Annotated in this window: 25 protein-coding genes; 11 read left to right on the top strand and 14 right to left on the bottom strand. The window is 56.0% G+C overall.

What is annotated here, in order from left to right; genetic code table 11:
* The 4 genes from TU76_RS14795 to TU76_RS14780 all read right to left on the bottom strand — a co-directional run.
* A partial coding sequence (locus tag TU76_RS14795; RefSeq protein WP_048351944.1) for a transporter substrate-binding domain-containing protein occupies positions 1-262 on the bottom strand: 262 nt, incomplete at its 3' end.
* A 143-nt stretch (positions 263-405) separates the two neighbouring features.
* Positions 406-1,659, bottom strand: a complete 1,254-nt coding sequence (locus tag TU76_RS14790) for an OprD family porin (RefSeq protein ID WP_048351943.1) — start codon at positions 1,657-1,659, stop codon at positions 406-408.
* 91 nt (positions 1,660-1,750) lie between these two features.
* Positions 1,751-3,055, bottom strand: a complete 1,305-nt coding sequence (locus TU76_RS14785) for a CitMHS family transporter (RefSeq protein WP_019827064.1) — start codon at positions 3,053-3,055, stop codon at positions 1,751-1,753.
* 130 nt (positions 3,056-3,185) lie between these two features.
* Positions 3,186-4,268, bottom strand: coding sequence for a 4-oxalomesaconate tautomerase (locus TU76_RS14780; protein WP_037032549.1), 1,083 nt, complete (start codon positions 4,266-4,268; stop codon positions 3,186-3,188).
* 166 nt (positions 4,269-4,434) lie between these two features.
* Here TU76_RS14780 and TU76_RS14775 point away from each other — a divergent pair, with 166 nt between their 5' ends.
* On the top strand, positions 4,435-5,325 hold the full coding sequence (locus TU76_RS14775; RefSeq protein ID WP_019827068.1) for a LysR family transcriptional regulator: 891 nt from the start codon (positions 4,435-4,437) through the stop codon (positions 5,323-5,325).
* A gap of 76 nt (positions 5,326-5,401) precedes the next feature.
* On the opposite strand, the gene TU76_RS14770 is transcribed toward TU76_RS14775, so the two are convergent.
* Both TU76_RS14770 and TU76_RS14765 read right to left on the bottom strand, forming a co-directional pair.
* Positions 5,402-6,622: a cyanate transporter gene (locus tag TU76_RS14770; RefSeq protein ID WP_046810742.1), complete on the bottom strand. Its 1,221-nt coding sequence runs from the start codon at positions 6,620-6,622 to the stop codon at positions 5,402-5,404.
* Positions 6,623-6,774: 152 nt separating this feature from the next.
* The gene (locus tag TU76_RS14765) at positions 6,775-7,941 is read right to left on the bottom strand and encodes an MFS transporter (protein ID WP_019827072.1); all 1,167 of its coding nucleotides are present in this window, start codon (positions 7,939-7,941) and stop codon (positions 6,775-6,777) included.
* Positions 7,942-8,379: 438 nt separating this feature from the next.
* Between TU76_RS14765 and TU76_RS14760 the strand changes: the two genes are divergently transcribed.
* Positions 8,380-9,600, top strand: coding sequence for an amidohydrolase family protein (locus TU76_RS14760; RefSeq protein ID WP_046810744.1), 1,221 nt, complete (start codon positions 8,380-8,382; stop codon positions 9,598-9,600).
* 98 nt (positions 9,601-9,698) lie between these two features.
* On the opposite strand, the gene TU76_RS14755 is transcribed toward TU76_RS14760, so the two are convergent.
* Both TU76_RS14755 and TU76_RS14750 read right to left on the bottom strand, forming a co-directional pair.
* Positions 9,699-10,577: a LysR substrate-binding domain-containing protein gene (locus tag TU76_RS14755; protein WP_048351942.1), complete on the bottom strand. Its 879-nt coding sequence runs from the start codon at positions 10,575-10,577 to the stop codon at positions 9,699-9,701.
* 115 nt (positions 10,578-10,692) lie between these two features.
* Positions 10,693-11,484, bottom strand: a complete 792-nt coding sequence (locus TU76_RS14750) for a bestrophin-like domain (protein ID WP_019827077.1) — start codon at positions 11,482-11,484, stop codon at positions 10,693-10,695.
* Between the two features lie 260 nt (positions 11,485-11,744).
* Here TU76_RS14750 and TU76_RS14745 point away from each other — a divergent pair, with 260 nt between their 5' ends.
* Both TU76_RS14745 and TU76_RS24825 read left to right on the top strand, forming a co-directional pair.
* Entirely contained in the window at positions 11,745-13,283 is a 1,539-nt protein-coding gene (locus TU76_RS14745; protein WP_048351941.1) for a cryptochrome/photolyase family protein, read from the top strand.
* The gene (locus TU76_RS24825; protein ID WP_019827081.1) at positions 13,280-13,414 is read left to right on the top strand and encodes a DUF2256 domain-containing protein; all 135 of its coding nucleotides are present in this window, start codon (positions 13,280-13,282) and stop codon (positions 13,412-13,414) included. The genes TU76_RS14745 and TU76_RS24825 overlap by 4 nt, the downstream gene beginning before the upstream one ends.
* Positions 13,415-13,456: 42 nt before the next feature.
* On the opposite strand, the gene TU76_RS14740 is transcribed toward TU76_RS24825, so the two are convergent.
* Positions 13,457-14,932: a glycoside hydrolase family 32 protein gene (locus TU76_RS14740; RefSeq protein WP_048351940.1), complete on the bottom strand. Its 1,476-nt coding sequence runs from the start codon at positions 14,930-14,932 to the stop codon at positions 13,457-13,459.
* A gap of 205 nt (positions 14,933-15,137) precedes the next feature.
* On the opposite strand from TU76_RS14740, the gene TU76_RS14730 reads away from it, so the two are divergent.
* From TU76_RS14730 to TU76_RS14715, 4 genes are all read left to right on the top strand, one after another.
* Entirely contained in the window at positions 15,138-16,415 is a 1,278-nt protein-coding gene (locus tag TU76_RS14730) for an MFS transporter (RefSeq protein ID WP_048351938.1), read from the top strand.
* 148 nt (positions 16,416-16,563) lie between these two features.
* The gene (locus TU76_RS14725; RefSeq protein ID WP_037032552.1) at positions 16,564-17,757 is read left to right on the top strand and encodes a carbohydrate porin; all 1,194 of its coding nucleotides are present in this window, start codon (positions 16,564-16,566) and stop codon (positions 17,755-17,757) included.
* Between the two features lie 120 nt (positions 17,758-17,877).
* On the top strand, positions 17,878-18,876 hold the full coding sequence (locus TU76_RS14720) for a LacI family DNA-binding transcriptional regulator (RefSeq protein WP_037032554.1): 999 nt from the start codon (positions 17,878-17,880) through the stop codon (positions 18,874-18,876).
* A 393-nt stretch (positions 18,877-19,269) separates the two neighbouring features.
* Positions 19,270-19,653: a nuclear transport factor 2 family protein gene (locus tag TU76_RS14715; RefSeq protein ID WP_019827088.1), complete on the top strand. Its 384-nt coding sequence runs from the start codon at positions 19,270-19,272 to the stop codon at positions 19,651-19,653.
* 122 nt (positions 19,654-19,775) lie between these two features.
* On the opposite strand, the gene TU76_RS25360 is transcribed toward TU76_RS14715, so the two are convergent.
* Positions 19,776-19,922: a hypothetical protein gene (locus TU76_RS25360; RefSeq protein ID WP_162207962.1), complete on the bottom strand. Its 147-nt coding sequence runs from the start codon at positions 19,920-19,922 to the stop codon at positions 19,776-19,778.
* Positions 19,923-20,019: 97 nt separating this feature from the next.
* On the opposite strand from TU76_RS25360, the gene TU76_RS14705 reads away from it, so the two are divergent.
* Entirely contained in the window at positions 20,020-20,607 is a 588-nt protein-coding gene (locus TU76_RS14705) for a flavin reductase family protein (protein WP_019827090.1), read from the top strand.
* 105 nt (positions 20,608-20,712) lie between these two features.
* Here TU76_RS14705 and TU76_RS14700 read toward each other — a convergent pair whose 3' ends face one another.
* From TU76_RS14700 to TU76_RS14690, 3 genes are all read right to left on the bottom strand, one after another.
* Positions 20,713-21,456, bottom strand: coding sequence for an SDR family oxidoreductase (locus TU76_RS14700; RefSeq protein WP_046810751.1), 744 nt, complete (start codon positions 21,454-21,456; stop codon positions 20,713-20,715).
* Between the two features lie 73 nt (positions 21,457-21,529).
* Positions 21,530-22,633 (bottom strand): alkene reductase, encoded by a 1,104-nt coding sequence (locus tag TU76_RS14695; RefSeq protein ID WP_019827092.1) that lies wholly within the window; start codon positions 22,631-22,633, stop codon positions 21,530-21,532.
* A 51-nt stretch (positions 22,634-22,684) separates the two neighbouring features.
* A complete protein-coding gene (locus tag TU76_RS14690) occupies positions 22,685-23,266 on the bottom strand; it encodes a TetR/AcrR family transcriptional regulator (protein ID WP_048351937.1) in 582 nt (193 codons plus the stop codon).
* Positions 23,267-23,542: 276 nt separating this feature from the next.
* Here TU76_RS14690 and TU76_RS14685 point away from each other — a divergent pair, with 276 nt between their 5' ends.
* Positions 23,543-24,178: a TetR/AcrR family transcriptional regulator gene (locus tag TU76_RS14685; RefSeq protein WP_048351936.1), complete on the top strand. Its 636-nt coding sequence runs from the start codon at positions 23,543-23,545 to the stop codon at positions 24,176-24,178.
* A gap of 54 nt (positions 24,179-24,232) precedes the next feature.
* Here the strand turns inward: TU76_RS14685 and TU76_RS14680 are convergent, their stop codons facing one another.
* The gene (locus TU76_RS14680) at positions 24,233-24,814 is read right to left on the bottom strand and encodes a TetR/AcrR family transcriptional regulator (protein ID WP_037032558.1); all 582 of its coding nucleotides are present in this window, start codon (positions 24,812-24,814) and stop codon (positions 24,233-24,235) included.
* A 202-nt stretch (positions 24,815-25,016) separates the two neighbouring features.
* Between TU76_RS14680 and TU76_RS14675 the strand changes: the two genes are divergently transcribed.
* On the top strand, positions 25,017-25,892 hold the full coding sequence (locus tag TU76_RS14675) for a LysR family transcriptional regulator (RefSeq protein WP_019827096.1): 876 nt from the start codon (positions 25,017-25,019) through the stop codon (positions 25,890-25,892).
* The last annotated feature ends 15 nt before the right edge of the window (positions 25,893-25,907 follow it).

The raw sequence follows: 25,907 nt of genomic DNA, 5'->3' as shown, positions 1-25,907 counted from the left end.
GGCCAGCGGCGATCACATCCCAGGACGGTGTTTCCAGCTTGAGCTTGACCCCTAGCCGTTGCGCCACGGCCTTGGCGACATCCACGTCAAACCCGTCCAGTTGGTTCTGATCATTGAGAAAGGAAAATGGCGGATAGCTCTCCATCAGCACACCCGTCATCTCCCCTTTTTGGGTTACACGATCCAGGGTGGGACCGGCAAAAGCCGTGGCACAGGTCGCAAGCAGTGCGAAGCCGAGAGGTAAGAGCGCCGATGTTTTCAAGGACAAAACTCCAATCAATTCAAAGTTATATGAATAGATTAGAACGTAATATAAATCTCATTTGAACTGGTTTGATGGAATAATAACCTCACTTTGGGTTATATCCCACGATTGATAGCGACATAACTGACATATAACAGGCACTACCAAAGCGCGATATCGTAAGTCAGGTAGACCCGGTTACTGTCACGTCCTCGCGAGAAGTCCGAACGATAGACGTAGTTGCGCAGCTTGACCCCCAACCCCTTAAGTGAACCTTGCTGCACTACATAGGCCAGTTCGGCATCACGCTCCCATTCCTTGACTGTACTGCTGGACTTGCCGTCGTTACCGCTCAGGTAGCGGGTGGCGAATGTTAGCCCCGGTACACCCACGGCGGCGAAGTTGTAGCCATAGTTCAACATCCAGGTCTTCTCGTCTTCCTCAATAAATTTGCCGATACCGGCGTTACTGAAGGAGTACACGGTAGCGCCGCTGATGTATGGCAGCCCGGCATCGCCACTGAGTGTCTGGTAGCCGCCGCCAAAGGAATGGCCCGCGGTTGCGTAGGTCAGTTGGCCGCTGAGCATATCGTTATCGATCTTGCCCCCGTGGGCCGACCCCGTATCGACACTGTTGAAGTAGCGCAGGTCACTGGTGAGTACCCCTGCGCCGATGGGCAGATCGTGCTGGATTCCGGCAAAATTTTGCCTGTAGAAGCTCTCAAGCTCCCCGTAGAAATAGCTGAGGCGGATGGTTTTGCCCGCTTTGTATTCGGCACCGGCGTAGCTGAAATCCCCCGATTTATCGCCTCCGTAGCCGTCGGGCACCAGTGCAATGCTGTCAGTGGAGTCCCGCAACTTGAAACGTTCCAGATAACCCCCTGTCAGGGTCAGGTTCTCGATATTACTACTGATGATCTGGCCGCCCTCGTAGGTCTGGGGTAAAAGACGCGCATCGTTGTAGATCAGTACCGGTGTTTTGGGGAGCAAGGTTCCGTATTTCAGGGTGGTTCTGGCGAGCCTGGCTTTGGCCGTTATCCCGGCGCTTGAAAACTCGTCGGCCGCCCGACCGTCGTCATGCACAGGCAGCAGTCCTGTGCCGCTGCGACCGCGACCCGAGTCGAGCTTGCCCCCCAGCAGGCCCAGCGCATCAATACCGAAGCCTAGTGTTCCGGGGGTAAATCCCGATTGGTAATCGAGCAGCAATCCCTGGGCCCACTCAGTTCGTTCACTCTTCGCCGCTCTTGCCGATTTCACACTCAAGCCATGCTCGTCGCGAAAGTTTTCGTTGAAGTACACGTTGCGCAATTGCAGCTTGAGCTTGCTGTCATCGACAAATCCGTCTGCACTGGCGCTCGCCAGGGGTAGCAGTCCTAGAACAGTAAGCAACGTCCAACGGGTATGTAAACAGGTCATGGCAAACTTCTCATTGTTGTTATTTGGGGTGCAGGACTGCGCACGCCTCACCCTCGAGGCGCGTCGATAAAAAGCAGGATGCCTGGGTGGATCAGGAGAAGAGGCTTATCGCCCCGGTCAGCAAGGCCAGTGCCGTAATCACAAGGGAGGTCAGCACCGCCCATTTGACGGTGGCTTTCTGGAAGTCGCCGATATCACGGTCAACCATGCCCACCAGCAGCAACGTCGAAGCCACAAGCGGGCTCATGAGGTGCACGGGCTGGCCGAGGACCGACGCACGGGCGATTTCAAGGGGGTCAATGCCATAGGCCGCCGCCGCATTGGCCAGGATCGGCACCACCCCGAAGTAGTAAGCATCGTTGGAAAGGACGAACGTCAGCGGCATGCTGGTGATCGCCACCACCAGCGGGAACAGATGCCCCCAGGACGGAGGAATCCAGTCCACCAGCGTTTGAGCCAGAGCATCGACCATCTTAGTGCCCGAGAAGATCCCGGCAAAGATGCCAGCGGCAAACACCAGCAACACCACGGTCATCGCATTGCCGGAGTGGGCCAGGATTCGTTCTTTCTGAATATCCAGTTGCGGGTAGTTGATCATCAATGCCAGGACAAATCCGATCAGAAACAGGATCGCGGAGTGCATGATCCCCATCACCAGCGCAACCATCACCGCGATCACCAGCAGCAGGTTGATGTAGGCCCGCTTGGGGCGCTTGTACGGTGTGTCTTCAAGGATGGCCTTGATGTAGCAATTACCTCCGCCGCTTTGCAATTGGATATTGCCAATGCGCTTGCGCTCGCCACGACCCAGCAAGAAGGCCGTGAAGACCACCCACATGGCGCCTCCGATCATCGTCGGCAGCATCGGCACGAAGTATTCGCCGGCGTCCAGGCCCAGGGCCGCGATGGCCCTGGTAGCAGGTCCGCCCCAAGGAGACATGCCGCTCATGATGCTCAAGGACAACATGGCGATGGTTGCCAGAACCATCGGGTTCATGCCAATGCGCTTGTACAACGGCAACATCGCAGCGCAGGTGATCATGTAGGTGGTTGTACCGTCGCCGTCGAGTGCGACCAGCAATGACAGCAGTGCAGTGCCGACCGCGATTTTCATCGGGTCGCCATTGACGCGCTTGAGGATTTTTCGGATCAGCGGGTCGAACAAGCCTGCATCAATCATCAAGCCGAAGAACAGGATGGCAAACAACAGGAGCGCAGCTGAAGGCGCCACCATTTTCAGGCCATCAAGCATCATTTTGCCGGTGGTGCCGCCAAAACCGCCAATGACGGCAAATACGATCGGCACGACAACAAGCGCTACTATGGGTGACAGCCGTTTGGTCATTATCAGGAAGGTGAAGACGACCACCATGGCCAAACCAAGAAATGCGAGCATAGGTCAATTCTCTTGTTTTTATAATGAGTGCGGCCGGCGCAAAGGCGCACGACCCCATTCCCGCCGGACGACATGAACCAACGATGTCTGGCGGTGTGCTGATGCAAAAGCGGCAATGACCTGGGGGAAATTATCCGGCGAGTCGTTGGGAAGCTGTAGCGTAAACAAAACCGGAGAACAGCCTGCGCGATGTGCGCACGACCGAGGCGCGAATGGTCTCTTCCCGAGCGCCGGTGTAAGACAATACAACGTCTATCCCGCCGCTTGGATGTTCAATCCGCACATGTTTCAAACGGGGTTCATCAACGTTGCCCAGCAGTTGCGAGACCACGCTGCCCTCCGTGACACATGCGGTCGCCAGGCCAATGGCTCCGGTGATTGCCAGTGCACGATGACAGGTGTGAGGCATGAAGTAGCGGACCTGAATCGTACCGCCAGACCTGGCCGGTGACACGAGCACCGGCTTGGGAATCACTTTGTCACTGACATCGCCCAGGCCCATTGCCAAACCGGCTTTCAGGCGCAGGGATTCCAGTCGGCGCAGAAACTCAACGTCGGCATCCAGTTCAGCGGGACTTTCATCACCCTGTTTACCCAACTGGCTGGCCTCGACGATCATCATCGGCATCGCCATGTCGATGCACGTCACCGCAAAACCGTCGATCACATCCTGTATGTGCCCGGTGGGGAACAGTTTTCCGGTCTTGCTGCCAGCAGCGTCCAGGAACGTCAGTTGCACAGGCGCGGCGGTGCCCGGTACGCCGTCTATGGCAGTGTCGCCTTCATAGCTGACCTTGCCGCCAGGGGTCTGTACCTCGGCGTTTACAAATGTCCCGGTGTTCAGGTTGCGAATACGCACCCGCGTCACATCGGCGGACGCTTTCACCAGCCCCTGCTCGATGGCAAACGGGCCGACGGCGCACAGCATATTGCCGCAATTGGGCGCGGTATCGACCCGACGCTGGGAGACCATGACCTGAACGAACAGATAGTCGACGTCAGCGTCAGCGTGAAGCGACGGGCTTACGATCGCCACTTTGCTGGTTTGCGGGCTGCCGCCACCGATACCGTCAATCTCAAGTTCGTGGCCAGAGCCCATCAGGTTGAGCAGCAACTCGTCACGTTCTTCGATTGCAGCCGGTAGATCCCAGGCGAGAAATACCGGGCCCTTGGAGGTACCACCGCGCATTAGCACACAGGGAATTCTTTGCATGGGACGGACTCTTGTTGATCAATCCGGGTGATTGATGTCTTGGAAGCAAGAGTCGCAGGCTTCGAAAATTGTTTCCAATGCAAATATCGGCCGGATTATTGCGTTTGACGAATGATAAATTTAGGATGATTTGAACGCACCCTTCTCTTCGGCCTGGATCAAAATCATGAATTATGAGCTGAACGACATACGATCTTTCGTGAAAATCGCAGAACTTGGCAGCTTTCACGAGGCTGCGGATGCGTTGCATCTTTCCCAGCCGGCGTTAAGCCGCAGGATGAAAAAGCTCGAAGACGGATTAGGAACAGCGCTTCTTGACCGTACGACTCGACGAGTCAGCCTTACAAGCGTTGGGCGGGACTTTCTGCCCAAGGCTCGACGCCTGCTGGATGACTTCGACGATTCGATTCTCAACATCCGGGAGCTGGCAGAGCGCCAGAGCGGCCGTGTAACGCTGGCCTGCATCCCGACAGCAGCCTTTTACTTTCTCCCGTCGGTGATACGCCTTTATAACGAGCGCTATCCACAAATCCGCATCCGGCTTCTAGATCTGAGTGCGAACGAAGGACTGGAGGCTGTTCTGCGCGGTGAAGCCGACTTTGGCATCAATATGATGAGCGGCCAGCACCCGGACATTGAGTTCGTGCCGTTGGTGAACGAGCCTTTTGTCCTGGCTTGCCGACGCGATCATGAGCTGGCAGAGCGCAGCTCGGTGTCCTGGGCTGAACTCAGCAATTACCGTCTTATCGGGGTCGGTCGCCTGAGCGGCAACCGGATGCTGCTTGACCACGCCCTGTCGGGCTTGAGCTGGCGTCCGCAGTGGTTCTATGAGGTGCAGCACCTATCGACGTCGCTTGGCCTGGTGGAAGCTGGCCTGGGAGTATCGGCCATGCCCAGCCTTGCAATGCCGGCAGTGGATCATCCAACGCTGGTGAGCGTCCCGCTGATAGATCCCGTTGTGAACCGGTCGTTGGGCCTGGTCTACCGGCGAGGCGCGTCACTGTCGCCAGCAGCGGAAAAATTCGTCGCCATATTGCTGGAACAGTGGGAGCAATGACGACTGGAACGAGGCGGCGTTCGATCACGTAGCGCCTGCAAAACCCGGACGCGCGGCATGCCTGGTTGAACCTGGCTCACCTCTCTCCCATGCTTCGTCGGTAGCCTGCTGGAGAGAAGTTGAGTGTCAGCACCGCCATTACTACCAGTACCCCAATGTGTAACCACCAGCCCGTGATGAAGCTGCCACCGGAATCGAGCAACCAGCCGATCAACCAGGGAGCGCTGGATGCGAGCAAGAAACCAACCCCCTGGACGAAGGCCGCCAAGGTGCCAGCCGCTTGGGCACCGGGCAAATGGTCGAGCGCGACAATCAGGCTGAGCGAGAAGAATCCGCCGAGGCCAAACCCCGCAAGGGCCACCCAGACCCAGGGCGCTGCGTTGGGTGCAAGGGCGAAGCCGGCGAAACCCACGGTCTGCAGCGCTATTGTGAGCAATAAGGGCCCGCGTCGATCTGCGCTGCGCCGTGCCAGCATCGGCATGGCGAATGCCGCCGTCGCCTGGAACATCGCCAACCAGGCGAGCAGGTTGCCCGACGCCTGCAGGCCCATGCTCTGCTGCTGGTAGAAGGACGGGAGCCATGCCACCAGACTTGAATAGCCGCTGTTGGTGAGCCCAAAGTAAACAGCCAACTGCCAGGCCCGCTTATTCCTGAAGAATCTGGACAATACCGGTGCAGGTCCGCCAGTAGCTTGAGGGGGGGTGCGTGGCGCGCACAGCAGCCAAAGCAGGAGCACAGCAAGCGCTGGTAACGCCCATATGGAAAGCCCCAACCTCCAGCCGCCATATGAGTTCAACCAGGTACTTGCCAGCGAGCCAAGCGCCCCGCCCCCGACCAATGCCGCCGAGTAGAGCCCCATCGCCATCGCAATCTGTTGAGGAAACCAACGTTTGGCGATACCCGGCACCAAGGCCTGAATCACAGCCACACCGGTGCCCGCGATACCGGCGCAGGCGATCAACTGCGCTCCATCCTTGACCACGGCCCGAGACACACATCCGAGCATCAACAGCAACAATGCGCCAGTCAGCGCCTGCCTTTCTCCAAAACGACGGGCCACACCTATACCAATAAAGGCCATCAAGCCCATTAGTACGAAGGGCAATGTGGTGAGCATGGCGGCGGCGCGAAAATCGAGACCAATGTCGGCACGCACCAAATCGAGTACAGGGCCCACCGACGTCAAAAACGGTCGCAAATTCAAGCCAAGCAGCACCAGAAGCAGCAGTGCGGCGAGTGACACCTTACCTGCACGCGGTACGCCCGCGGCGATGAAAGCAGGCGCGCGCTCAGTCATGGCGCGCACTTCTTTCCTGTCGGAGCGGGCGCGGGCTCAAGCGCACGTTGTGCATCAGTGTCACGTCACGTTTCATCACAGTTACCTTATGGGATCTGTTCAATAGGTGGAACAGCAGCGGGACCCGACTCGCTGCCACGGGTCGCGGTGTGTTAATCCGATCCTGGGACAGGCAGCGGTTGCCCCATGCCCTTCCCATGCCCGCCAAGGCAGGTCACCGCAAATGCCGCCAGCAGTGCACCTGTGCCGAGTATGAAGATCAGTTGGTGATTGGAGCCTTGCACCAGAAGCGCTATTGCAGCCGGGGTGACGGCAGCAGCGCCCATCAGCGTGATGCTGACCAGGGGAGTGAGTTTTCCGGTGGGATCGTTCGTGGTAATCAACGCCATGTAGTAACACAGCGCGAGTACCCAACCGAACTGCAACAGGAACAATGCGGCGAACAGTTGAGTGGGCGTGCGCGTGTACGAGGTGAGCATGGCGATCGAGACAAAGACGGACAGCAAGCCCAGGCTAATCATCAAGCGTCGATTGACACGTCCTCCCAGCAGGCTGGGAAGCGCGGCGCCCGGCAGGCCGGCGATTGCAGAAAGACCGAAAGCCCAGCCAATATCAACGCTTGAGATCCCCTGATCACGCGCCAACTGATCAATGAAGCCCCACACGCAGTAGATGGCGATTTGCATAAACAGCATTCCGACCAGCGCGCTGCGCCCTTCTCTGGACGAGCCGTCCTGAGCGGCAACCTTGTGCAGCGTCACACTGGAGCCCGCAACACTGCGTGGAAGCGCCAGGCTGGCGACACAGATCAAGACGTACCACAGCCCGAAAGAGCACAGAGCAGTAACGATCCCGCTTTGTACCGCGAGAATGGGCAATGCTGCGGAGAAAAACGAATACTCGGGGGTTTGCAAAAGCAGCATCAACCCGAATGAGCGATCCTGATTAGGAAGGCGGCCTAGCGTCGACACGGCATATGCGTAGATCAAGCCCGCGCAGGTCCCGGCAAGCAGTCGCACCACCAGCAACAGATTATTTGTAGACGCCCAAGCCGTAGCGACGCTGAGTGCCACACAGAGCATGCCGGTGTAGAGGCATAAGTTTCTTCCGCTGTAACGCTTCATCAGCGGCGGACAAATAATGGTGCCCAAGGTCATCCCGACCATTTCTATGGAAACAACCCAGCCTTGCTGATCGAGTGACAGACCGAGCTGGTCAGTCAGCAACCCCATGAAAATCGGTTGAACACCACACACGATAAACGCCGTACACGCAATGAAGATGAGAGAGGCACGCAGTATCTTGGGATTGCTATTCATTATGGGACCCTGATGCGCTAAGCGAACATAGAGCTTTTGCCTCTCAATAGAGCCTTGCCGTTCTATTGCGACCAGGCATCGAGAGCGCTTGCAGCCATGAGCTGCCACCCTTCTGTACACAGCACTCGTTGTTGTAGTTTTGGATAACCCAGGTAGAACGGGATCGCCCTGCAGGCCTTGATTCATCCACGTCCTTGCAACCGATCCTAGACGTGCTTTGCCCCCTATTGAAAGTTAAAAAACGCAATCCAAAGTAGTTGGATTATTAATAATGTGACTGTGGTTATGACAGACCGCAGCCTGTTATCGCCCCGGCTTACAGCGCAGCCCCGTGCTTCTTGGCATCGGGATAATGAATGGAAAGCATCCGAATATTTAATTTGTGGCGACCCGTAAGTGGCTCTTATTGTGGGCCCAGTTAAACTTTCAGGATTCACTATGAACGACCGTCTATTCGTCAATGCTGTCGACGCCAAAGGTTCACGTTTGAACATGGCCGTGAGCAACGGCAAGATCACCCACATCGGTCCGGACCTGCCCTCGCCGGGTGGTCATGTGGAGACTATCGACCTGGAAGGTCATCTGGTCCTTCCGGGGTTCGTGGACGGCCATATCCACCTCGACAAAAGCTTTGTCGGCGACCGCTGGCACCCCCATCAGCCTGCATCCAGCCTGCGTGAGCGTCTGGCCATCGAAAAACGCGAACTCTGCAGCGCACCTCCAATCGTGGATCGTGCAGATGCACTGATTCAGCAAGTCGCGTCTTTCGGCACCGTCGCCATGCGTTGTCACGTGGACGTGGACGCCACCACAGGGCTGACGAACCTGCTTGCGGTGATGCAAGCACGTGATAAATGGAAGGACCTGATCGACATTGAGCTGGTTGCCTTCCCTCAAGCTGGGGTGGTGAGTTGCCCAGGGACTGCCAGGCTGCTTGAAGCAGCCATACAAGAAGGTGCTCACGTTGTCGGGGGCATCGACCCGACGACTCTGGATGGTGATGCTGACGCACAACTCGCCATCATTTTCGGCATTGCGGACAAGTATGGCGTCAAGATCGATATCCACCTGCACGAGCCTGGTGAAACCTGCATCGCCCAGCTTGAGCGGATCGCCTCGCGCACCCGTGCGCTGGGAATGTTCGGACGCGTTGCCGTCAGTCATGCGTACGGGCTTGGAGATGTGGCCCCGGCCGTGGTCGACCGGATTGCCGACGTGCTGGCTACTGCGGGGGTCTCGATCATGACCAACGCGCCAGGCGATCATGCCTTTCCCCCTGTCCTGCGTCTGCGGGACGCCGGAGTCAGGGTCTTCACCGGCAATGACAATGTTCAGGACACCTGGTGGCCATACGGAAACGGCGACATGTTGCAACGCGCCATGCTGGTCAGTTACCGCTCGGGTTTCAACACCGATGAGGAGTTGCAGGTCGCACTACACATGGCAACGGATGCCAGTGCAGCCGTCATTGGCAAGAGTGACTACGGCCTCAAGGCAGGCAATGAAGCCTGCTTTATTGTCGTCAAGGCGCCTAATGGTGCTGCTGCTGTGGCCGCAGCGCCGCACGAACGCATCATTGTGCGCCAGGGTCAGTTTTGGGGTGGGCCCGCTCAGCTGCGGTTGAACTCTGCCCATGTTGTGAGTGACCTGCGTCGCTGATTGAGAGGCAGATGCCCTTCAATCGATAACCAAACCTGTTGAGCGATACATCGGCTGGAGCCTGATGTCTCGCTCGACAGGCAGTTAAATCAACACACTCACTGCCCCTCTTCATCCACTATCTGGATAAGCACATCAGCCAATTCCTCCACCACCGGATCGGTAGTTGGTCGATGGAACACCGCAATCTCGAATGCGGTGATCGGGCTCAATCCGTCGTTGATACCTAACACCTTATGGTCCGAGGTTACTGCCCGAGTTGGAAGCAGACTGATTCCGAATCCATTGGCCACAGCTTCCTGGATACTGGCAAGGCTGGTGCCCGTGAAACAGATGCGCCACGTACGGCCAAGGGCTTCGAGCGCGCTGATCATGTCATCCCGATAAAGCCCGCGTGACGGAAAAGTCACCAGAGGAATCGGGTCCTGCTCGAAACAAGGCCGCGTTGCGCTGTCAATCCACTCCATGGTCTCCGAACGGCACGCGTTGGCCTCACGGCTATGGCGTCGCTGCTTTATCAGGATCAGATCCAGCTCGCCGCGGTCATAGCTGCGAAGCAGGTCCGCACTCAATCCACTGATGATTTCGAGCTTCACCTTGGGGTGCTTGCGATTGAAGGCTGCCAACACGGGCATGGTGTTGCTTGCGGCGAAATCATCTGGCACACCGAGGCGTATGGTGACGCTCATCCCGCTTGAAAGCGCCTCGCCCAACTGATTGCTCACGGCCAGAAGATGACGCGCATACCCCAGCAGGATGATGCCGGCATCAGTGGGATGTATTTCCCGGCTGCTTCGATCAAGCAACTGGTGCCCCACAAGTTCCTCCAACCGGCGCACCTTCTGGCTGACGGTGGATTGAGTGGAGTGCAGTCTGGTTGCAGCGGTGGTGAAACTGCCGCAATCGGCGACCATCACCATCGTTCTGAGCATGTCCAGGTCAAAGATGGGCCTGGCGGGTTTGTGATCGTTATTCATGGTGTATTACCCCGGATTCCATAGGCACCTCCCTACCAGAACACAAGACAGGCAAGGGGGCGCCACGCTTGAGCACTTATTATCAAGTGCCTCTAAAGCAAGCAGCTTTAGCTTGTTATAAAGTCAGCCCACCGTGTTCCAGGGTCACAATAAGAGCCCTCAAGTTATCCGGAACTACCTGAATGATGCCTTTGCCCGGAACGTCAATTTCCGCAATCATGAATAACGCCAAGGCTGTGAAGATCGGCATCACACAGACCAGGGTGTTTCCACCCCGGCTGCCCTTGACGTTGTAGCCAATCAAAAAGTTGGAGCAGATGGCAAACAGGATCAATAGCGCCCACGCCACACCGGGTATTTGAGGCCGCCAGCTGGCCATCGTCTTTTGTTGCGACACATACAACTCATTCGTGGCGTTAAGGGCCGTGACAATCACCGAACTGGGTTTTTCCTTGGCAATTTTGCTGATCAAAGCCCACATGTGCGATTGCATTTTAATGGAGTCCAACCGGATGGCTGCGCGTTGGTCGTCATCCTCCGTGGCAAAGAATGAAATGCGGATAGCCAGGTAGTCCATCAGCATTTTTTCGGCTTGCTCTTGCTGGGACTCGCTCAGCAACGTTGTACGCTGGAAGGCGTTGCCAATGGCAATGGCCTCATTTTCTTCAGCCGTCATCCGGGTGTTCAGACCACTTATTGCAAACGAAAGAATGAAGCCCATGAGCAAACCAAACATGGACAGCGTCCCACCCAGTACGACTTTCAATTCATCATCAAACGCAGCGTCACGCCTGACTGTTTGACCCCAGGTCATCTTCCCCGCAAAAGCCGCCACGCATAAACCCAGCAGCATGGAGACCAACAGGTACCAGGAATTGACATCAACGGAATACAAGATCGAGGGCATAGTTTTTTCTTAGGGTTTTTATACGGGTGCACGCGTTATAACACGGCCGCAACACACATACATTTGAAAAAAACCGTATTCGATACCCTGCACACAAGCCCCGGGAATGGGCGCTGTCCGGAAAAGATCGCAGGCGTTTTCCTGCCAGCTGGACACCAAATACTTGTACAATAATTAATCTCTGTACAAGTAGCCCTGGCTTCCTTTCGCCTTGAAGTCCCCAGGCCTTCACACGTGTATTCTCAACGGAAATCTGCTCGATGAATGCTACCCGCCGACTGTGCCTCATCTTGGGCGACCAATTGTCTTTTGACCATGCTTCATTGCAGGGCCTGGATACCGAAAACGACATCGTGCTGCTGGTCGAGGTGATGGAGGAAGCCAGCCATGTTCCCCATCATCCGCAAAAAATCGTTCTGGTTTTCAGTGCCATGCGCCATTTCGCCGAGGCTCTGCAGCAGCGTGGAATCCGGGTGCAGTACGTCAAGCTCGATGACCCGAACAACAGCGGATCTGTGCCAAATGAATTACGGCGCTGGGAAGCACTCCTGCAGCCTGATGAAATCCATATGACGGAGTGCGGCGATTGGCGTCTTGAGCATTCACTCAGGGCATGTGGCGCGGGCATCCAGTGGCATGGCGACGCGCGCTTTCTCTGCTCGCGCCCTGAGTTTTCCGCCTGGGCGAATGCCAAAAAGCAGCTGCGCATGGAATATTTTTACCGAGAGATGCGGCGCAAGAGCGGGTTGTTACTCAACGGCGATGGCAGCCCGGTCGGGGGCGCCTGGAACTTTGATGCAGAAAACCGCAAGGCGCTGCCCAAAGGCATCAAGCCGCCCTCGCCCGCCCGCTTCTCACCCGATGCTATTACCCGGGATGTACTGGAGTTGGTGGCAAAAAACTTCTCCACCCACTATGGCACCCTCGATACATTCGACTATCCGGTTACTCACGCCCAGGCTCAGGCATTGTGGAGCTACTTCCTGGACTGGGGCCTGGCAGCCTTCGGCGATTATCAGGATGCCATGGCCAGCGACGAGCCGTTTCTGTTTCATGCCCGCATCAGTGCTGCGCTCAATATTGGCTTGCTGGATGTTCGCCAGCTGTGCAGCGATGTGGAGTCCGCGTACTGGTCGGGCAGCATTGCACTCAATGCCGCCGAAGGCTTTATTCGCCAACTCATCGGCTGGCGGGAATACGTGCGTGGGGTTTACTGGCTGAAGATGCCTGACTATGCCGATGGCAATGTATTCGGCAACACCCGGTCGCTTCCAGAGTTCTACTGGACCGGCGACACGAAAATGAACTGCATGAGCCAAGCCATCGGCCAAAGCCTCGAACATGCCTATGCTCACCATATCCAGCGGCTGATGGTGACCGGCAATTTCGCCCTGCTCGCCGGCATCCTGCCAAGCCAAATATGCGAGTGGTACCTGGCCATCTACATGGATGCCTTCGACTGGGTGGAGTTGCCCAACACTCTGGGCATGGTCATGCACGCCGATGGCGGCTATCTGGGGTCCAAGCCTTACTGTGCCAGCGGCCAGTACATCAAGCGCATGTCCGACTATTGCCGTGGCTGCGCTTACAAAGTGAGCGAAAGCACCACCGATGACGCCTGCCCTTTCAACGCGCTCTATTGGCACTTCCTGATGCGTCACGGTGAGCTTTTGCGGGGCAATCAGCGCATGGGCATGATTTATAAAAACCTTGACCGGATGCCTGAATCCAAACAGCAGGCGCTGTGGCAGCGAGGCCAGTTGTTGCTTGCCACACTGGATAAAGGCGAGTCACTTTGAAAAAGAGCGAGTTGCCCGTCAAAACCTGCGTGACCTGTGGCCTGCCCTTCACATGGCGAAAGAAGTGGGCTCGCTGTTGGGATGAGGTGCGTTACTGCTCAGAGCGTTGCCGACGTAGCAAGCACCTGTGAGCCCATTGCCAAGCAGTGCCAATGGGCTCATCCCGGATGAGGTCAGATTTTAAGGTCGGTCAGTTCCCAGGCCTCGAGATCGCCAAACACCCCTGTCCCGTTGACGGCAAACGCACTTATCCCGAGGCTGTCGGGCCGTGGATAAATCCGGCTGGTCATGGTGTAGGCACCGTCGTCGACGAACACCTCGATCGATGAGCGATCGAGAAAAATCCGCAGTGCTATCCGGGTCTGTTCCGGGCTTATCGGAACACTGCGAACACCGCTCACGCCCGCGCCCGAATGTTGCCGGTCGAGAACCAGGCGACGGGCCATGGCATCGAAGTACAACAACGTCCGCTCGTGTTGATCTTCGCTGCAGCGCAGGGCAAGACCAAAGTGTTCGGCGGTGCTGCCAGCCAGATCCAGCTCGATTTCAATTTCAAGCAGTGCGCCACGCACATCGAGGGGGCGACTGGCAGACTCCACCACCGGGATCTGCAGCCCGTGTTGAGACTTGCGTAACGCAGTCAGCTCACGGGCGGGACGCATGCGCAGGCGATCGCCTTCAAGACTCAGCTCACGGGGCAAGGACAGCGCGCCGCACCAGTGTTGCGCCTGGCTTGGCATCGGGCAGTCCCACATGTCCATCCACGCCCAAAGCAGGCGTCGCCCGTCCGGTGCCAGCAGGGTTTGGGCAGCATAAAAGTCATGGCCGTGATCAAGCTCGTGCAGTGCTGCATTGGGGTTGAAGTGGCCGCTGTCGTCCAACTTGCCGAGGCGATAGCTGTTCTGGAATTTGTTCCAGTTAGCGTAACCGCTGGGTTTGAGGCCCTGGGGCGAATAAAGAAAAACGTCGCTGCCATCCAGCTCGAACAAGTCAGGACATTCCCACATGTAGCCGTCTGACTCGCGCACGCCTTGCAGGGCACAGCTCAGGTATTCCCAGTGGTACAGGTCCACAGAACGATAGATTAACAGCTGCGGGTCATCACCCTTGCGCGCTCCCAAAGCCATCCACCATTGTTCCCCGCGCTTCCAGACCTTTGGATCACGAAAGTGCATGATCTCAGGCTCGGGTGGTGCATCGATGATCACTCCATGCTTGGTGAAGGTGATGCCATCCGTGCTGCTGGCCAGGCACTGCACCTGCTGGATGTGATTGTCATCCCTTGGTGAACCCAGCCAGACATGCCCGGTGTAGATCAGATAAAGCGTATCGTCGACCACCACTGCCGATCCCGAAAAACATCCGTCCCGATCATAGGGATCACTGGGTGCCAGCGCGATGGGCAGATGTTCCCAATGCACCAGGTCATGGCTTTTGGCGTGCCCCCAGTGCATGGGGCCCCACTGTGGTGAGTACGGGTGATGCTGATAAAACACATGGTATTCACCCCGAAAGTACACCAGCCCGTTCGGGTCATTCATCCACCCCACAGGGGGCGACAGATGAAAACCGAGGCGATGATCGTTGCCACGTTCGGGCAGTTTTTCTTTGATGGCGTGATGCGCTTTATCCAGCAAGACAGCGTGCATGATTATCCTTGTTTGAATGGGTATTGAGTGGCCAGCTCTCTGATCCGTCCCTGTCGCTGGCGCATCCGGGTTGGCGTAAACCTCGCGCCATCAGAATCAATCCTTGCGGCCCTCCCCTGGAATTGCGCTTGACAGCGAGCAACCGCCAAGCGCGTAATATCTTCGATGTTAACGTTATCAAAAATAAAAACAAGAGGGTGCCTCAATGCGCGCATCTAGCAAAATCGAGTACTTGCAAGTCAGTGGTTTGCTTTACTTCTTCTTCTTTGCCTTCTCATCGAGCTTCTCGCTTTTCTCAATCTGGATACACAAAGCCATAGGCTTGAATGGCGCCGAGACGGGCATGGTCTTTGCGGCCAATACCATTGCGGCCATGCTTATCCTGCCTTTCTATGGCGTGCTCCAGGATCGACTGGGCATGTCGAAAAAACTGCTGGTCTGGATTGGCGTATTGCTCTGCTGCACCGCGCCTTTTTGTATCTATGTCTACTCCTGGCTGTTGGCCACCAACCTGGTACTGGGCGTCGTGGTGGGTGCAGCGTTTCTGGGCTTTGCCATGCTCGCGGGGGCCGGTCTTATCGAGTCCTACACGGAGCGGTTATCGCGCCACATGGGCTTCGAGTTCGGCAAGGCCAGGCTGTGGGGATCGCTGGGTTGGGCTTCTGCCACCGGTGTGGTAGGGGTCATGTTCAGCATCAATCCCAACATCATGTTCTACATGAGCAGTGGATCGGGGATCATCTTTCTGCTGATCCTGTTTCGCATGGACCTGGGCAAATATTGCGACTCAACATCCCAGGCGGCCAAGGCGTTTGCCAACCCGGTGCGGATGAAGGACTTCTGGGTGCTCATGACCCTGCCCCGCTTCTGGGCGTTCGGTCTATTCATGACCGGGGTTTGCGGAATTTACGCGGTCTATGACCAACAGTTCCCCGTGTATTTCTCCTCCTTTTATCCGAACCCGGAAGACGGGATTCGCGCCTATGGCTATCTGAACTCCTCACAGGTTTTCGTTGAAGCGCTGTGCATGCTGTTTGCGCCCTGGCTGATATCGCGGATCGGAGCCAAGAATGGCTTGATCCTCACAGGTACCATCATGTTCGTGCGCATTTTGGGCTCCGGAGTGGCCGTGGATGTGTGGGTGATTGCCAGTTGCAAGATGTTGCATGCACTCGAAGTGCCGATCTTGCTGGTCTCCGCATTCAAGTACATTGCCGGTAATTTCGATCCGCGCTTGTCTGCCACCCTCTATCTCGTGGGCTTCCAGGTGGCCCAGTCGTTGACCGCCATGTTCCTGGCCCCTGTCGCCGGGTATGGCTATGACCATATTGGATTTTCCAGCGTGTATGTACTGATGGCCGGAGTCGTGGGTGTTTGCCTCCTGATCTCGTGCTTGACCTTGCGTTCGCAGTCGTCTCGAACCCCCTGCTCCACCGTCCCGGATCACGCGCCTTCACCACCGGCCACGACAGCAATCGTGTAGCGACGGTGCCTTTGCGCACTAAAAAAGCAGAACGTTGAGCATTGAAAGTCGCTGGGCTTGCTCTCGTAGCACACTAAAACAAAAAAACGTACGCCCTCCCATTCTTTGGGAAAGGGAAAGTGCGTCCACAACTTGATGGGGCACGGCCATGAAAAAGAGTTTAGTTGTTTGTTTACTGGGCATGTTTTCTTCGTCGGGCATGGCGGATATGACCTGGACTACGGAACACGGCGATTTGAAAGTCTACGGCGATGTAGAGTTCAACCTTGATGCCGCCAGTAGTGCGGGTCAGTTGACGTCTTTCAAAACCGATGACAATAAAGACTGGCGTGTCGGTGACTCGGAAAAATGGGATATCAACGGGCGAATTCTTTTGGGGCTCGATGGATACCGAAAAGGGAAAAATGATCAGTTCGCCGGATTTAGCGTTCAACCACTGGTTAATGTATCCGGGAACTTGAGTGCTGATGATGCGGCGTTCTTTTTTGGTCAGGAGAAAAACTGGAAAATCAAAGTTGGCCGTTTTGAAGCCTACGACATGTTCCCGCTTAACCAGGACACGTTCATCCAGTATTCGGGTAATACCTCCAACGACCTGTACAGCGATGGCTTCGGCTACATCTATATGATGAAAGAAGGACGTGGGCGCAGCAGCGGTGGCGGCGCAGTACTGCTGAGCAAGGAGGCAGGGCCGCTGTACCTCGAACTGAATACCCTGGTAAAGGACGGTACTACCCTGTTTGCCGACAATGGCTATCACGGCAATGTGCTGGAAAATGAAAAAAATGCAGCCTACGTCCGGCCCGTCGCCGCGTTGCGTTTCGACAAAGCTTCCATCGCGCTGGCGATGGAAACCAACATCGTCAGCAATGCGTATGGCTTTCGCGATGCCTCGGGAGATATTCAAGACCAGTCACAACGCACGGGATATGGCGCGACCTTTACCTGGAATTCATTAAAGGAAGATCCCAACGACGGCATGGTTTTTAATATCAGCACGGCGTACATGAACGCCAAGGATGAAAAAGACTTCAGTGCCGGGAGCAATATATTGTGGCGCAACTTTGAACTCGGCTACATCTTTGCCAACAATGATATTCAAGCGTTTAACATGAATAATCTGGTAGCCAAAGACGGTGTGGCAACTGTTCCTGGCCGGTATGATATTCACACGATCCACACGTCTTATCGCATCACCAATGTCATGGACATGGACAACTTCAATATTGATCTGGGTGCCTATTGGTCAATGCTCAACCTTCCCGATAATGATGGGAGTCGGGCAAATGACGACAGCGATCGCTATGGTGCCCGGGTGCGCTTCAAGTATTATTTTTTCTGACCTGAAACGGTCGAGCCGTCGCGCGAGAAAGACTCGGTCATTTACGTCACCATTGCCAAGATGTCATGCTCCTGCCGAACATGACGTTCATGCATGGAGAAAAATCAATGGCATCCGTAAATGGCCTCGGTTAAAGACGTTGCACGGTTAGCAGGGGTTTCCCTGATGACCGTGTCTCGAGCTATCAACAGTCCCGAAAAACTTAATGCCGAGACACTCGCGACTGTCCGGCAAGCCATCGAAACCCTGGGCTATGTACCCAGCCTCTCTGCGCGCAATATCCGCGGGGGGCATTTCAGCAGCAAATTGATCGGGGTTTTCGCCCTCGACACTGCAACCACCCCTTTCGCCGTGAACATGTTGCTCTCGCTGGAACATACGGCACGGGAAAATGGCTGGAACGTCCTGATCATCAACGTGTTCGACACCCCGCCAGATTCCCGATCCATAGACCTGATGCTGTCACATCGTCCAGACGGAATCGTGTTCAGTTCCATGGAACTGCGCGAACTGGAGATACCTGAGGTGTTGCGCAGCTACCCGCTGGTGCTGAGCAACTGCATAAGCTCCAGCCCGGGCGTGGCGTGTTATGTCTCCGATGACGAAGAAGGCCAATACCAGGCGGTGAGTCAGGCACTGCAACGCGGTTATCGACGCCCGCTGTGCATTAACCTGCCGCGCAACAGCATCGCCTGGAAGCTGCGCCAGCAGGGATTGTCACGTGCATTCACAGAGGCAGGCATCCCCCTGGACACTGTGCGGCAGTATGATTTGTCTGCAGATGATGAGTACCTGGAAACCATTGAGGCGCTCAAGCGTCAATTGGGCGATTCACCGGCAACGCCGACCTTCGACCTGCTGGTGTGTGGTAACGACCGGATCGCCTTGATTGCCTACCAGTTCCTGCTTGGCCAAGGTTTAAGCATTCCATCCGACGTCGCCGTACTGGGTTTCGACAATATGATCGGTGTCGCAGAGTTGTTTTATCCGCCCCTAAGCACCGTGCAACTGCCCTATTACGAGATGGGTCGCCGCGCCGCGCTGCACCTGATCGAAAACAAGGATGAACCCTTCATTCACAAGGTTCCCTGCCCCCTTGTAGAACGCATGTCCCTGTAACTTATAGCCGTGTGACCTGATCTGCCCCACCCTGTGCTTGCCGGTTTGCCACCGGCAACTTCAAGCACGATCAGAGACCGCAGACACTCGTCTCAGCGTGCTCGCCACGCAGCTACTTCTCCCTTCTCGCCCCTCCCTTTGGCCTCTTGTCGGGTTAGGCAGTGCTTTGCCTGTTCGCTGATGTCGTCCGGAAAATCCAACGCTCCCCACGAAGTCATTGACACATACTGTAGTGATCACTATAGAATGATCAAATTAAATAGTGATCACTACATTAATATGATTTCGGTGACGGGGCTCACGCCAAACAGTGCGCTGCGCCCCCTCACTCGCCAGGCAAGCACGGCTTGTTAACAAGCCAATTATCACTGAGCCCACCAACAGGACTACATCATGAGCAATCCAACTTACGTGCAGGAATACAACGCAATCGTCGCCGTACTGAACCTGTACAACGAAGGTGGCAAACACGCGAAAAGCAGCATCATGAAACCTGCCTTCAGCGAGCAGGCCACTATTTTTGGTGTAGACGCCGAGGGCAAACTCACCGGCGGCCCGATTCAAGGGTTGTTCGACATCATCGACAGCGCGTTCCGCCCCTCCCCTGAAGCTCAGGGCGCAATCGTCAACATCGATATCGTGGGTACGGCTGCCAGTGCACGCATCGATACCAACGACATCTCAGGTTTCTGTTTCACCGACTTTTTCAACCTGCTGAAAGTTGAAGGCAAGTGGACGGTGGTCAGCAAGATTTACCACACACATGTAGCCCCTTGACCTTGCAGCTGCATTCCCAGCGCTATCGAAGACGGTAAGCCTGAGGAGCGGTATTACGTGAAAAGCTATTGTCGGTGGACGAGACCCAACTACAGTTCTCATACCGATTTGTTGAGTCGCCATTACCCGTCGATAACTACGTGGCCACCGTACGGATGATCCCACTGAGCTACGGGCACAAAACCGTGATTCTCTGGGCAGTAACCTTCGAACGGGTGTCGCAGACCGAATTGACCGCGACCATCGAGTCGCTCATCGTAGGCGGCCATGAAAATTTTCAGCTTCACCTGAGCAGAACGGCTACGGCTTAAACCTGAACGGCCCCGGTCCATTCATGGATTCGGGGCCTTTTTATCTGGAGTAACGATGGACGACCACATTGCCGCTGTACCCCTTGAAAAAGCCTACAGGCTGATCAATCACGGCCCGACCGTCCTGGTATCTGCTCAGCACGAGGGGGTAACAGATGTGATGGCCGCCGCATGGGCCTGCGCGCTGGATTTTTCACCGCCAAAAGTGACTGTGGTGCTGGACAAGATTACCCGGACGCGGGGATTGGTAGAGCACAGTGGCGTTTTCGTGATTCAGGTTCCAACCGTGGGCCAGCTCAAACTGACCAGCGACGTTGGCAGCATGAGCCTGTTCGACACTGCGGACAAACTGGCGCAATGCGGTGTCGAGTTGTTCAGTCTGCCCGGCCATGATCTGCCCTTCGTTGCGGGCTGTTCGGCGTGGCTCGCCTGCAAACTGCTGCACGAACCTCACAACCAGACGACTTATGACTTGTTTATCGGCGAGGTCGTTGGCGCCTGGGCAGACACCCGGGTCTTCAGGGATGGGCACTGGCACTTTGAAACCGCCTCCCCGGACCTTCGCAGCCTGCACTACATTGCAGGCGGCCACTTCTATGCCATCGGCGAAGCATTGAGTGTGGATCCCAAGGACGCCACGTAAATCACCACCCGCGCAGGCCTGAGTAAGCGGTGTAACTGAAAGTGACCTGTGCCCAGGCATGCTGCATGCCTCAGTGCCTGGGCGTTAAGTGCGATCAGCGGCTGCTTACCAATCCTGACGGGTCGGCGAAATGATCAGATCATTCACCGTCACATTCTCTGGCTGGTTCAAGGCGTAGACGACAGCTCGTCCAATATCATCAGGAGAGATGGCGATTTTATTCAGCTCATGGGCAGCCTTGCGTCCTGCAGGATCGGTCACTTTTTCTGCCCAACCGGTATTGATAACACCCGGGCTGATGGTGTTGACACGAATGCCATGATGCACACCCAGCTCCTTGCGCATGGATTCAGTCATTGCCTGTACAAAGAACTTGGTAGCGCTGTAGATGCCGGCTGCGGGGCCGACCTGGTGACCGGCGACCGAATCCATATTCAGGATCTGGCCGGACTTCTGTTTCAGCATGAACGGCAGTACCGAGGCGATTCCATTCAAGTAGCCCTTGATGTTCACGTTGACCATCTTTTCCCAGTCATCAACGGCCAGGTCCACCCAGTTGGAAAACAGCATCAGCCCAGCATTATTGATCAAAATGTCGATCGACCCGAAAGTGTCGTGGGCGAATTGAGCCAACGCCTTCATGTCGTCTGGCTGGGTCACATCGCTGACAAGGCCCACTGCTTCACCACCGCTCGCCTTCAATTCACTGACAATTGCGTCCAGGCCTTGCTGATCCAGAGCGGCTGCGATTATTCGAACGCCTTTTGCGGACAGAGCGCGGGCTGATGCAGCACCCAAGCCTGACGATGCGCCGGTGATAATTGCAGTCTTGTTCTGCAGGTAGTTCATGTGAGTTCTCTCGATCGAGACTGCCCGAACGTGCCGGGCAGTGATTTGGGATATCGCGTTGCTATTGCCGTGATCAGTAGTTGCCGACCGGCCAGTCGGTGTAACCCTTTGCGCCTCCGCCGTAATAGGACTCTCGCGGTGCAATGGTCAGCTCTGCACCACGACGCAAACGTTCAACCAGATCAGGGTTGGAAATGAACAGACGACCAAACGCCACTGCATCGATCTTGCCTTGGGCGCGCCGCTCGATTGCCATTTCCAGGTCGTAGTTGTTGTTGCCGATAAAGAAGCCATTGAACTGTGCGCTCAGGGCGTCCATGTCCACGCCTTCTGGCACTTCACGGGAGGTTGCAGTAGCCCCTTCAACGAAATGCAGGTACGCGAGATTGAAGGCGTTCAACTGCTGGATCAGGTAACCATGCAGTGCCATAACATTGCTGTCTGGCGGTGTGTTGCCGGCGTCGGGTGTCACTGGCGACAAGCGGATACCGACGCGGTCATTGCCCCATATTTTGACGATGGCGTCTGTCACTTCCAGGGTCAAGCGCGCACGGTTCTCGATCGAGCCGCCGTAGTGGTCGGTACGGTGATTGGTCGAGTCACGCAGGAATTGATCCAGCAGGTAGCTATTGGCAGAGTGAACTTCCACACCATCAAAACCGGCGCGCTTGGCATTTTCAGCTGCACGCTTGTATTGCTCGATGATCCCCGGGATTTCAGCGGTTTCGAGTGCTCGGGGCATCGACACTGGAACAAAACCCTTCGCCGTATAGGTTTGACCTTCAGCCTGGATCGCAGAAGGCGCCACCGGCGCAACACCGCCTGGCTGCAACTCGACACTGGAGAAGCGACCCACATGCCAGAGCTGGCTGACGATTTTGCCGCCCGCAGCGTGCACGGCATCGGTCACTTTCTTCCAGCCTGCAACCTGCTCTTCGTTCCAGATCCCGGGTGTAGCGGCATAACCGCGGCCTTGAGGCGAGATATTGGTGGCCTCGGCAACGATCAAGCCGGCAGTGGCACGCTGTGCGTAATACTCGGCGTGCATTTCGTTAGGGATGCCGTCTTCGCCATAGCGACTGCGAGTCACAGGGGCCATCACGATGCGATTAGCCAGCTCAATGCCCCCCATGGTGACAGGGGTGAACAAGTCGGTGCGGTTACTGTTATCTGTCATGGTTAACCTATATTAATAGACCAGTCGTCTATAAAGCTGATAAAAAAATGACTACGACAAAAGTCGCTTTGCCATGGTCAGGGAATCTTCAAATGCCTGGCTGCGCTTGCTGATCTTCATCATCAATGAGGCGCCAAGCCAGAGCTGATAGAGCGATTGCGCGAGCGTCGCGTCGCAGAGGCTGCTGGTAATCGATCCATCAGCGCGCCCCTGCTCGATGCAGCTTTCAAGCAGGCCGATGACCGCTTGAGTGCCTGTATCAAGCACCCGGCGCATGCCCTCGGACAAGTCACACACCTCTGCCCCCAACTTAACGACCAGGCACTTGTCCGTTGCTGAATCGGAGCATTGGGTTTGCGCCCAATAGCGCAGATACACCATCAATCGTTCTGCCGCAGGCAAGGGGCCCTCCAACAAGGTGCCAACCACCTTCAAATAGTCCGAAAAATACTGGTCGAGCACTGCCTGACCAAATTCATCCTTGGATTTGAAGTAGTGATAGAACGAACCCTTGGGTACCTGCGCAGCAGCCACCACTTCAGCCAGCCCCACGCGGGTATAGCCTCTGTGAGTCATCAAGGTCCTGGCGACATCCAGGATGTGTTGGCGCGTGTCGCAATGACGTTTTTTCATAGTGTGGCTACACTAACCAAAACTAGACCGGTCGTCTAGTGATTACTTGAAAGATCATCCATACCACTGACAAGCGGTTTATCAGATGCCTGATGGTAATTTGAAGTGCTTGAAATTGAGCCAGTTTTGATCTTGTGGTCGCCTGGCGAGAGCGCCATCGGCCCCCAGGACTGGCGTCGAACAACGGGCGAGAGACATTTTGTGTATCATCTGGCCTTCAATATCTTCTCCAGACGCGACTGTCTGGCGACACGTCTTAAGGTAGTCAAGCTCCCCATGACCCACTCCGCCTCATCGCCTGCCCCCCGCAGTAAAGGGCGCCCTCGCACGTTCGACCGTGACCAGGCGCTGCTTCGGGCCCTGGCGGTGTTCTGGAAGCGTGGGTATGAGCCTGCTTCGGTGACAGAGTTGTGCTCAGCGATGGGTATCAATCCACCCAGCCTGTATGCGGCGTTTGGCAATAAAGCCACGTTGTTTCTCGAAGCCGTCGCCTACTACGAAGCGACCTTCTGGGATGCTACCTGGGAAAAAATGGGCAGTGAGCCGGACCTGGCTCGTGGTATCAGCGATTTTTTCCGGACATCCGCCGCCATCCTGACCGAACCCCAGGCGCCTTGTGGCTGCATGGTGGTGCTCGCGGCGGTCAACGTGTCAGAGGATGCCGCAGAGGTTTCGGCAGCACTCAAAGCGCTGCGCCAGGAAGGTCGGGACTACCTGCAGCAACGTCTGGATCGCGCGGTTGAGGACGGTCAGCTCAAACCGCAGACCAATACCCGCATACTCGCGTGTGCGTTGAATACGTTGCTCGAAGGCATGTCGTTGCAGGCCCATGATGCGGTCAGTCGCGAAGACCTGGAGGGCATCGGCGCAACCGCCGTGGCGATACTCGCCCCTTCCCTTGCCCAATCGTAAGCCTTAAGGCCGGGGTTTCTTGTCACTGACTGCTTAAGCCAGACATGTGCGGGCTCAGGCCAGCAACCGACGGCTCATCTCATACGCCACATCGAACGGTTCGTGGGTTCTGTTGACCTTGACCAGCAAAGAGGCGCCCAACCACATCTGGTAAAGCGCTTCTGCCAGAGTGGAGGCGTGAGTGGGCGCGGTGATGGAACCATCGGATTTGCCTTGTTCAACGCACCGGGTGATCCGCTCGATGATCAGCGCTGTCCCTTTTTCAAGAACGGCACGCATGTTCTCGGAGAGATCGCATACTTCTGCCCCCAGTTTGACCACCAGACACTTCTGATCAGTGTGATCAAACGCTTGTGTCTCGGCCCAATACCGCAAGTAACTCAGTAATCGCTCTGCCCCGCTTCCCTCTTTGGCCATCTGCACATCAACTCGCGAAAGGTACTCCTGAAAGTATTCTTCCAGCAGTGCCTGACCAAATTCATCCTTGGAGCGGAAGTAGTGATAAAACGAGCCTTTGGGCACGCCGGCGGCGCCAAGCAACTCGGTCAAGCCAACCGCCGTGTAACCCTTGTGGGTCATAAGGGATCGGGCGACATCGATGATGTGCTGGCGCATGTCTTGGACTGGTTTCTTCATAATGCGGCGCATGCTATCAAAAAAGCATTGCGGGTCGCATGCTTTTAAAACAGTGCAAAGACTCACCTCGAGCCTGCAACGGGCAACGTGCCCAGATTCAGCGTATCCGTCCTGAAACCAGTGATTTGGCCTCCGCGTCACCCGCGACAACTAACAACAAAAATGAATGTATTTAACCCGTAGACATAACTATTATTTGATCATGATTAAAGAATTGAAAACACTCATCGCCGTGGCGAGGGAAGGCACCTTTGCGGCTGCTGGCAGCAAGATAGGGCTCACACAGGCCGCTGTCAGTGCGCAAATGCAACGTCTTGAGGCCGAACTCGGTGTCGAGCTGTTTGACCGAAAAGGTCGCTCGGCCCAACTTAACCGCATGGGGCACCAGGTGCTGTTGCAAGGGCAGGAGCTGGTGCGCCAGTTCAAAAATCTTGGCACTACAACTGTGGGGCTGCCTGCAAGCATTCTGGTGACGATTGGAGCCATTGCCTCTGTGCAACGCTCGTTTTTACCCGAAGCGCTGGCTCAGTTTCACCAACAATTCCTGGAGTGCAGGACTCGAGTGATTCCGGGCCTTTCAATGGAGCTGGTCAATCAGGTGGATGCTGGCGAGATCGACATGGCCGCGATCATCCGCCCGCCTTTCTCACTTCAAAGTGACTTGCGATGGACAACCCTGGCCCGCGAACCCTATCGGCTCATCGTACCGGCTGACATGCCCGGAGATGACTGGTCTGAACTGGTCTCGACCCAGCCATTCATACGCTACGACCGATCGTCTTTTGGCGGTCGGCAGGTTGACCGGTTCTTGCGTCAAACCCATGTGTCTTTACGAGAAGTATGCGAACTCGATGAACTGGATGCGATCATCAAGCTGGTAGCCAATGGGGTGGGCGTAGCGCTGGTCCCAGAAACGGCAACCCATCAAGGATGGCCGGCAGAAGTTCGGGCCATAGACCTTAAGCAACGGACATTTCATCGTGATATCGGGCTCGTGCATCGCGCGCGCCGCAGCCTCACCGAGCCTGTAAAGTCACTTGTCCAGCTGATTACCGAGCAGGTCCTGAAAAAGACCTGATGCCTGCACGGTAAT

It is taken from the genome of Pseudomonas psychrophila (assembly GCF_001043005.1).
In the GTDB taxonomy this organism is placed as follows: domain Bacteria; phylum Pseudomonadota; class Gammaproteobacteria; order Pseudomonadales; family Pseudomonadaceae; genus Aquipseudomonas; species Aquipseudomonas psychrophila.
Note: the sequence above shows the minus strand (reverse complement) of the source record. Positions and strands in the feature narration are given on the sequence as shown.

Bases quoted from the DNA above. Each gene is read 5' to 3' on its own strand.
- TU76_RS14790 (WP_048351943.1), bottom strand. From the start codon at position 1,659: ATGACCTGTTTACATACCCGTTGGACGTTGCTTACTGTTCTAGGACTG.
- TU76_RS14785 (WP_019827064.1), bottom strand. From the start codon at position 3,055: ATGCTCGCATTTCTTGGTTTGGCCATGGTGGTCGTCTTCACCTTCCTG.
- TU76_RS14780 (WP_037032549.1), bottom strand. From the start codon at position 4,268: ATGCAAAGAATTCCCTGTGTGCTAATGCGCGGTGGTACCTCCAAGGGC.
- TU76_RS14775 (WP_019827068.1), top strand. From the start codon at position 4,435: ATGAATTATGAGCTGAACGACATACGATCTTTCGTGAAAATCGCAGAA.
- TU76_RS14770 (WP_046810742.1), bottom strand. From the start codon at position 6,622: ATGACTGAGCGCGCGCCTGCTTTCATCGCCGCGGGCGTACCGCGTGCA.
- TU76_RS14765 (WP_019827072.1), bottom strand. From the start codon at position 7,941: ATGAATAGCAATCCCAAGATACTGCGTGCCTCTCTCATCTTCATTGCG.
- TU76_RS14760 (WP_046810744.1), top strand. From the start codon at position 8,380: ATGAACGACCGTCTATTCGTCAATGCTGTCGACGCCAAAGGTTCACGT.
- TU76_RS14755 (WP_048351942.1), bottom strand. From the start codon at position 10,577: ATGAATAACGATCACAAACCCGCCAGGCCCATCTTTGACCTGGACATG.
- TU76_RS14750 (WP_019827077.1), bottom strand. From the start codon at position 11,484: ATGCCCTCGATCTTGTATTCCGTTGATGTCAATTCCTGGTACCTGTTG.
- TU76_RS14745 (WP_048351941.1), top strand. From the start codon at position 11,745: ATGAATGCTACCCGCCGACTGTGCCTCATCTTGGGCGACCAATTGTCT.
- TU76_RS14740 (WP_048351940.1), bottom strand. From the start codon at position 14,932: ATGCACGCTGTCTTGCTGGATAAAGCGCATCACGCCATCAAAGAAAAA.
- TU76_RS14730 (WP_048351938.1), top strand. From the start codon at position 15,138: ATGCGCGCATCTAGCAAAATCGAGTACTTGCAAGTCAGTGGTTTGCTT.
- TU76_RS14725 (WP_037032552.1), top strand. From the start codon at position 16,564: ATGAAAAAGAGTTTAGTTGTTTGTTTACTGGGCATGTTTTCTTCGTCG.
- TU76_RS14720 (WP_037032554.1), top strand. From the start codon at position 17,878: ATGGCCTCGGTTAAAGACGTTGCACGGTTAGCAGGGGTTTCCCTGATG.
- TU76_RS14715 (WP_019827088.1), top strand. From the start codon at position 19,270: ATGAGCAATCCAACTTACGTGCAGGAATACAACGCAATCGTCGCCGTA.
- TU76_RS25360 (WP_162207962.1), bottom strand. From the start codon at position 19,922: ATGGCCGCCTACGATGAGCGACTCGATGGTCGCGGTCAATTCGGTCTG.
- TU76_RS14705 (WP_019827090.1), top strand. From the start codon at position 20,020: ATGGACGACCACATTGCCGCTGTACCCCTTGAAAAAGCCTACAGGCTG.
- TU76_RS14700 (WP_046810751.1), bottom strand. From the start codon at position 21,456: ATGAACTACCTGCAGAACAAGACTGCAATTATCACCGGCGCATCGTCA.
- TU76_RS14695 (WP_019827092.1), bottom strand. From the start codon at position 22,633: ATGACAGATAACAGTAACCGCACCGACTTGTTCACCCCTGTCACCATG.
- TU76_RS14690 (WP_048351937.1), bottom strand. From the start codon at position 23,266: ATGAAAAAACGTCATTGCGACACGCGCCAACACATCCTGGATGTCGCC.
- TU76_RS14685 (WP_048351936.1), top strand. From the start codon at position 23,543: ATGACCCACTCCGCCTCATCGCCTGCCCCCCGCAGTAAAGGGCGCCCT.
- TU76_RS14680 (WP_037032558.1), bottom strand. From the start codon at position 24,814: ATGAAGAAACCAGTCCAAGACATGCGCCAGCACATCATCGATGTCGCC.
- TU76_RS14675 (WP_019827096.1), top strand. From the start codon at position 25,017: ATGATTAAAGAATTGAAAACACTCATCGCCGTGGCGAGGGAAGGCACC.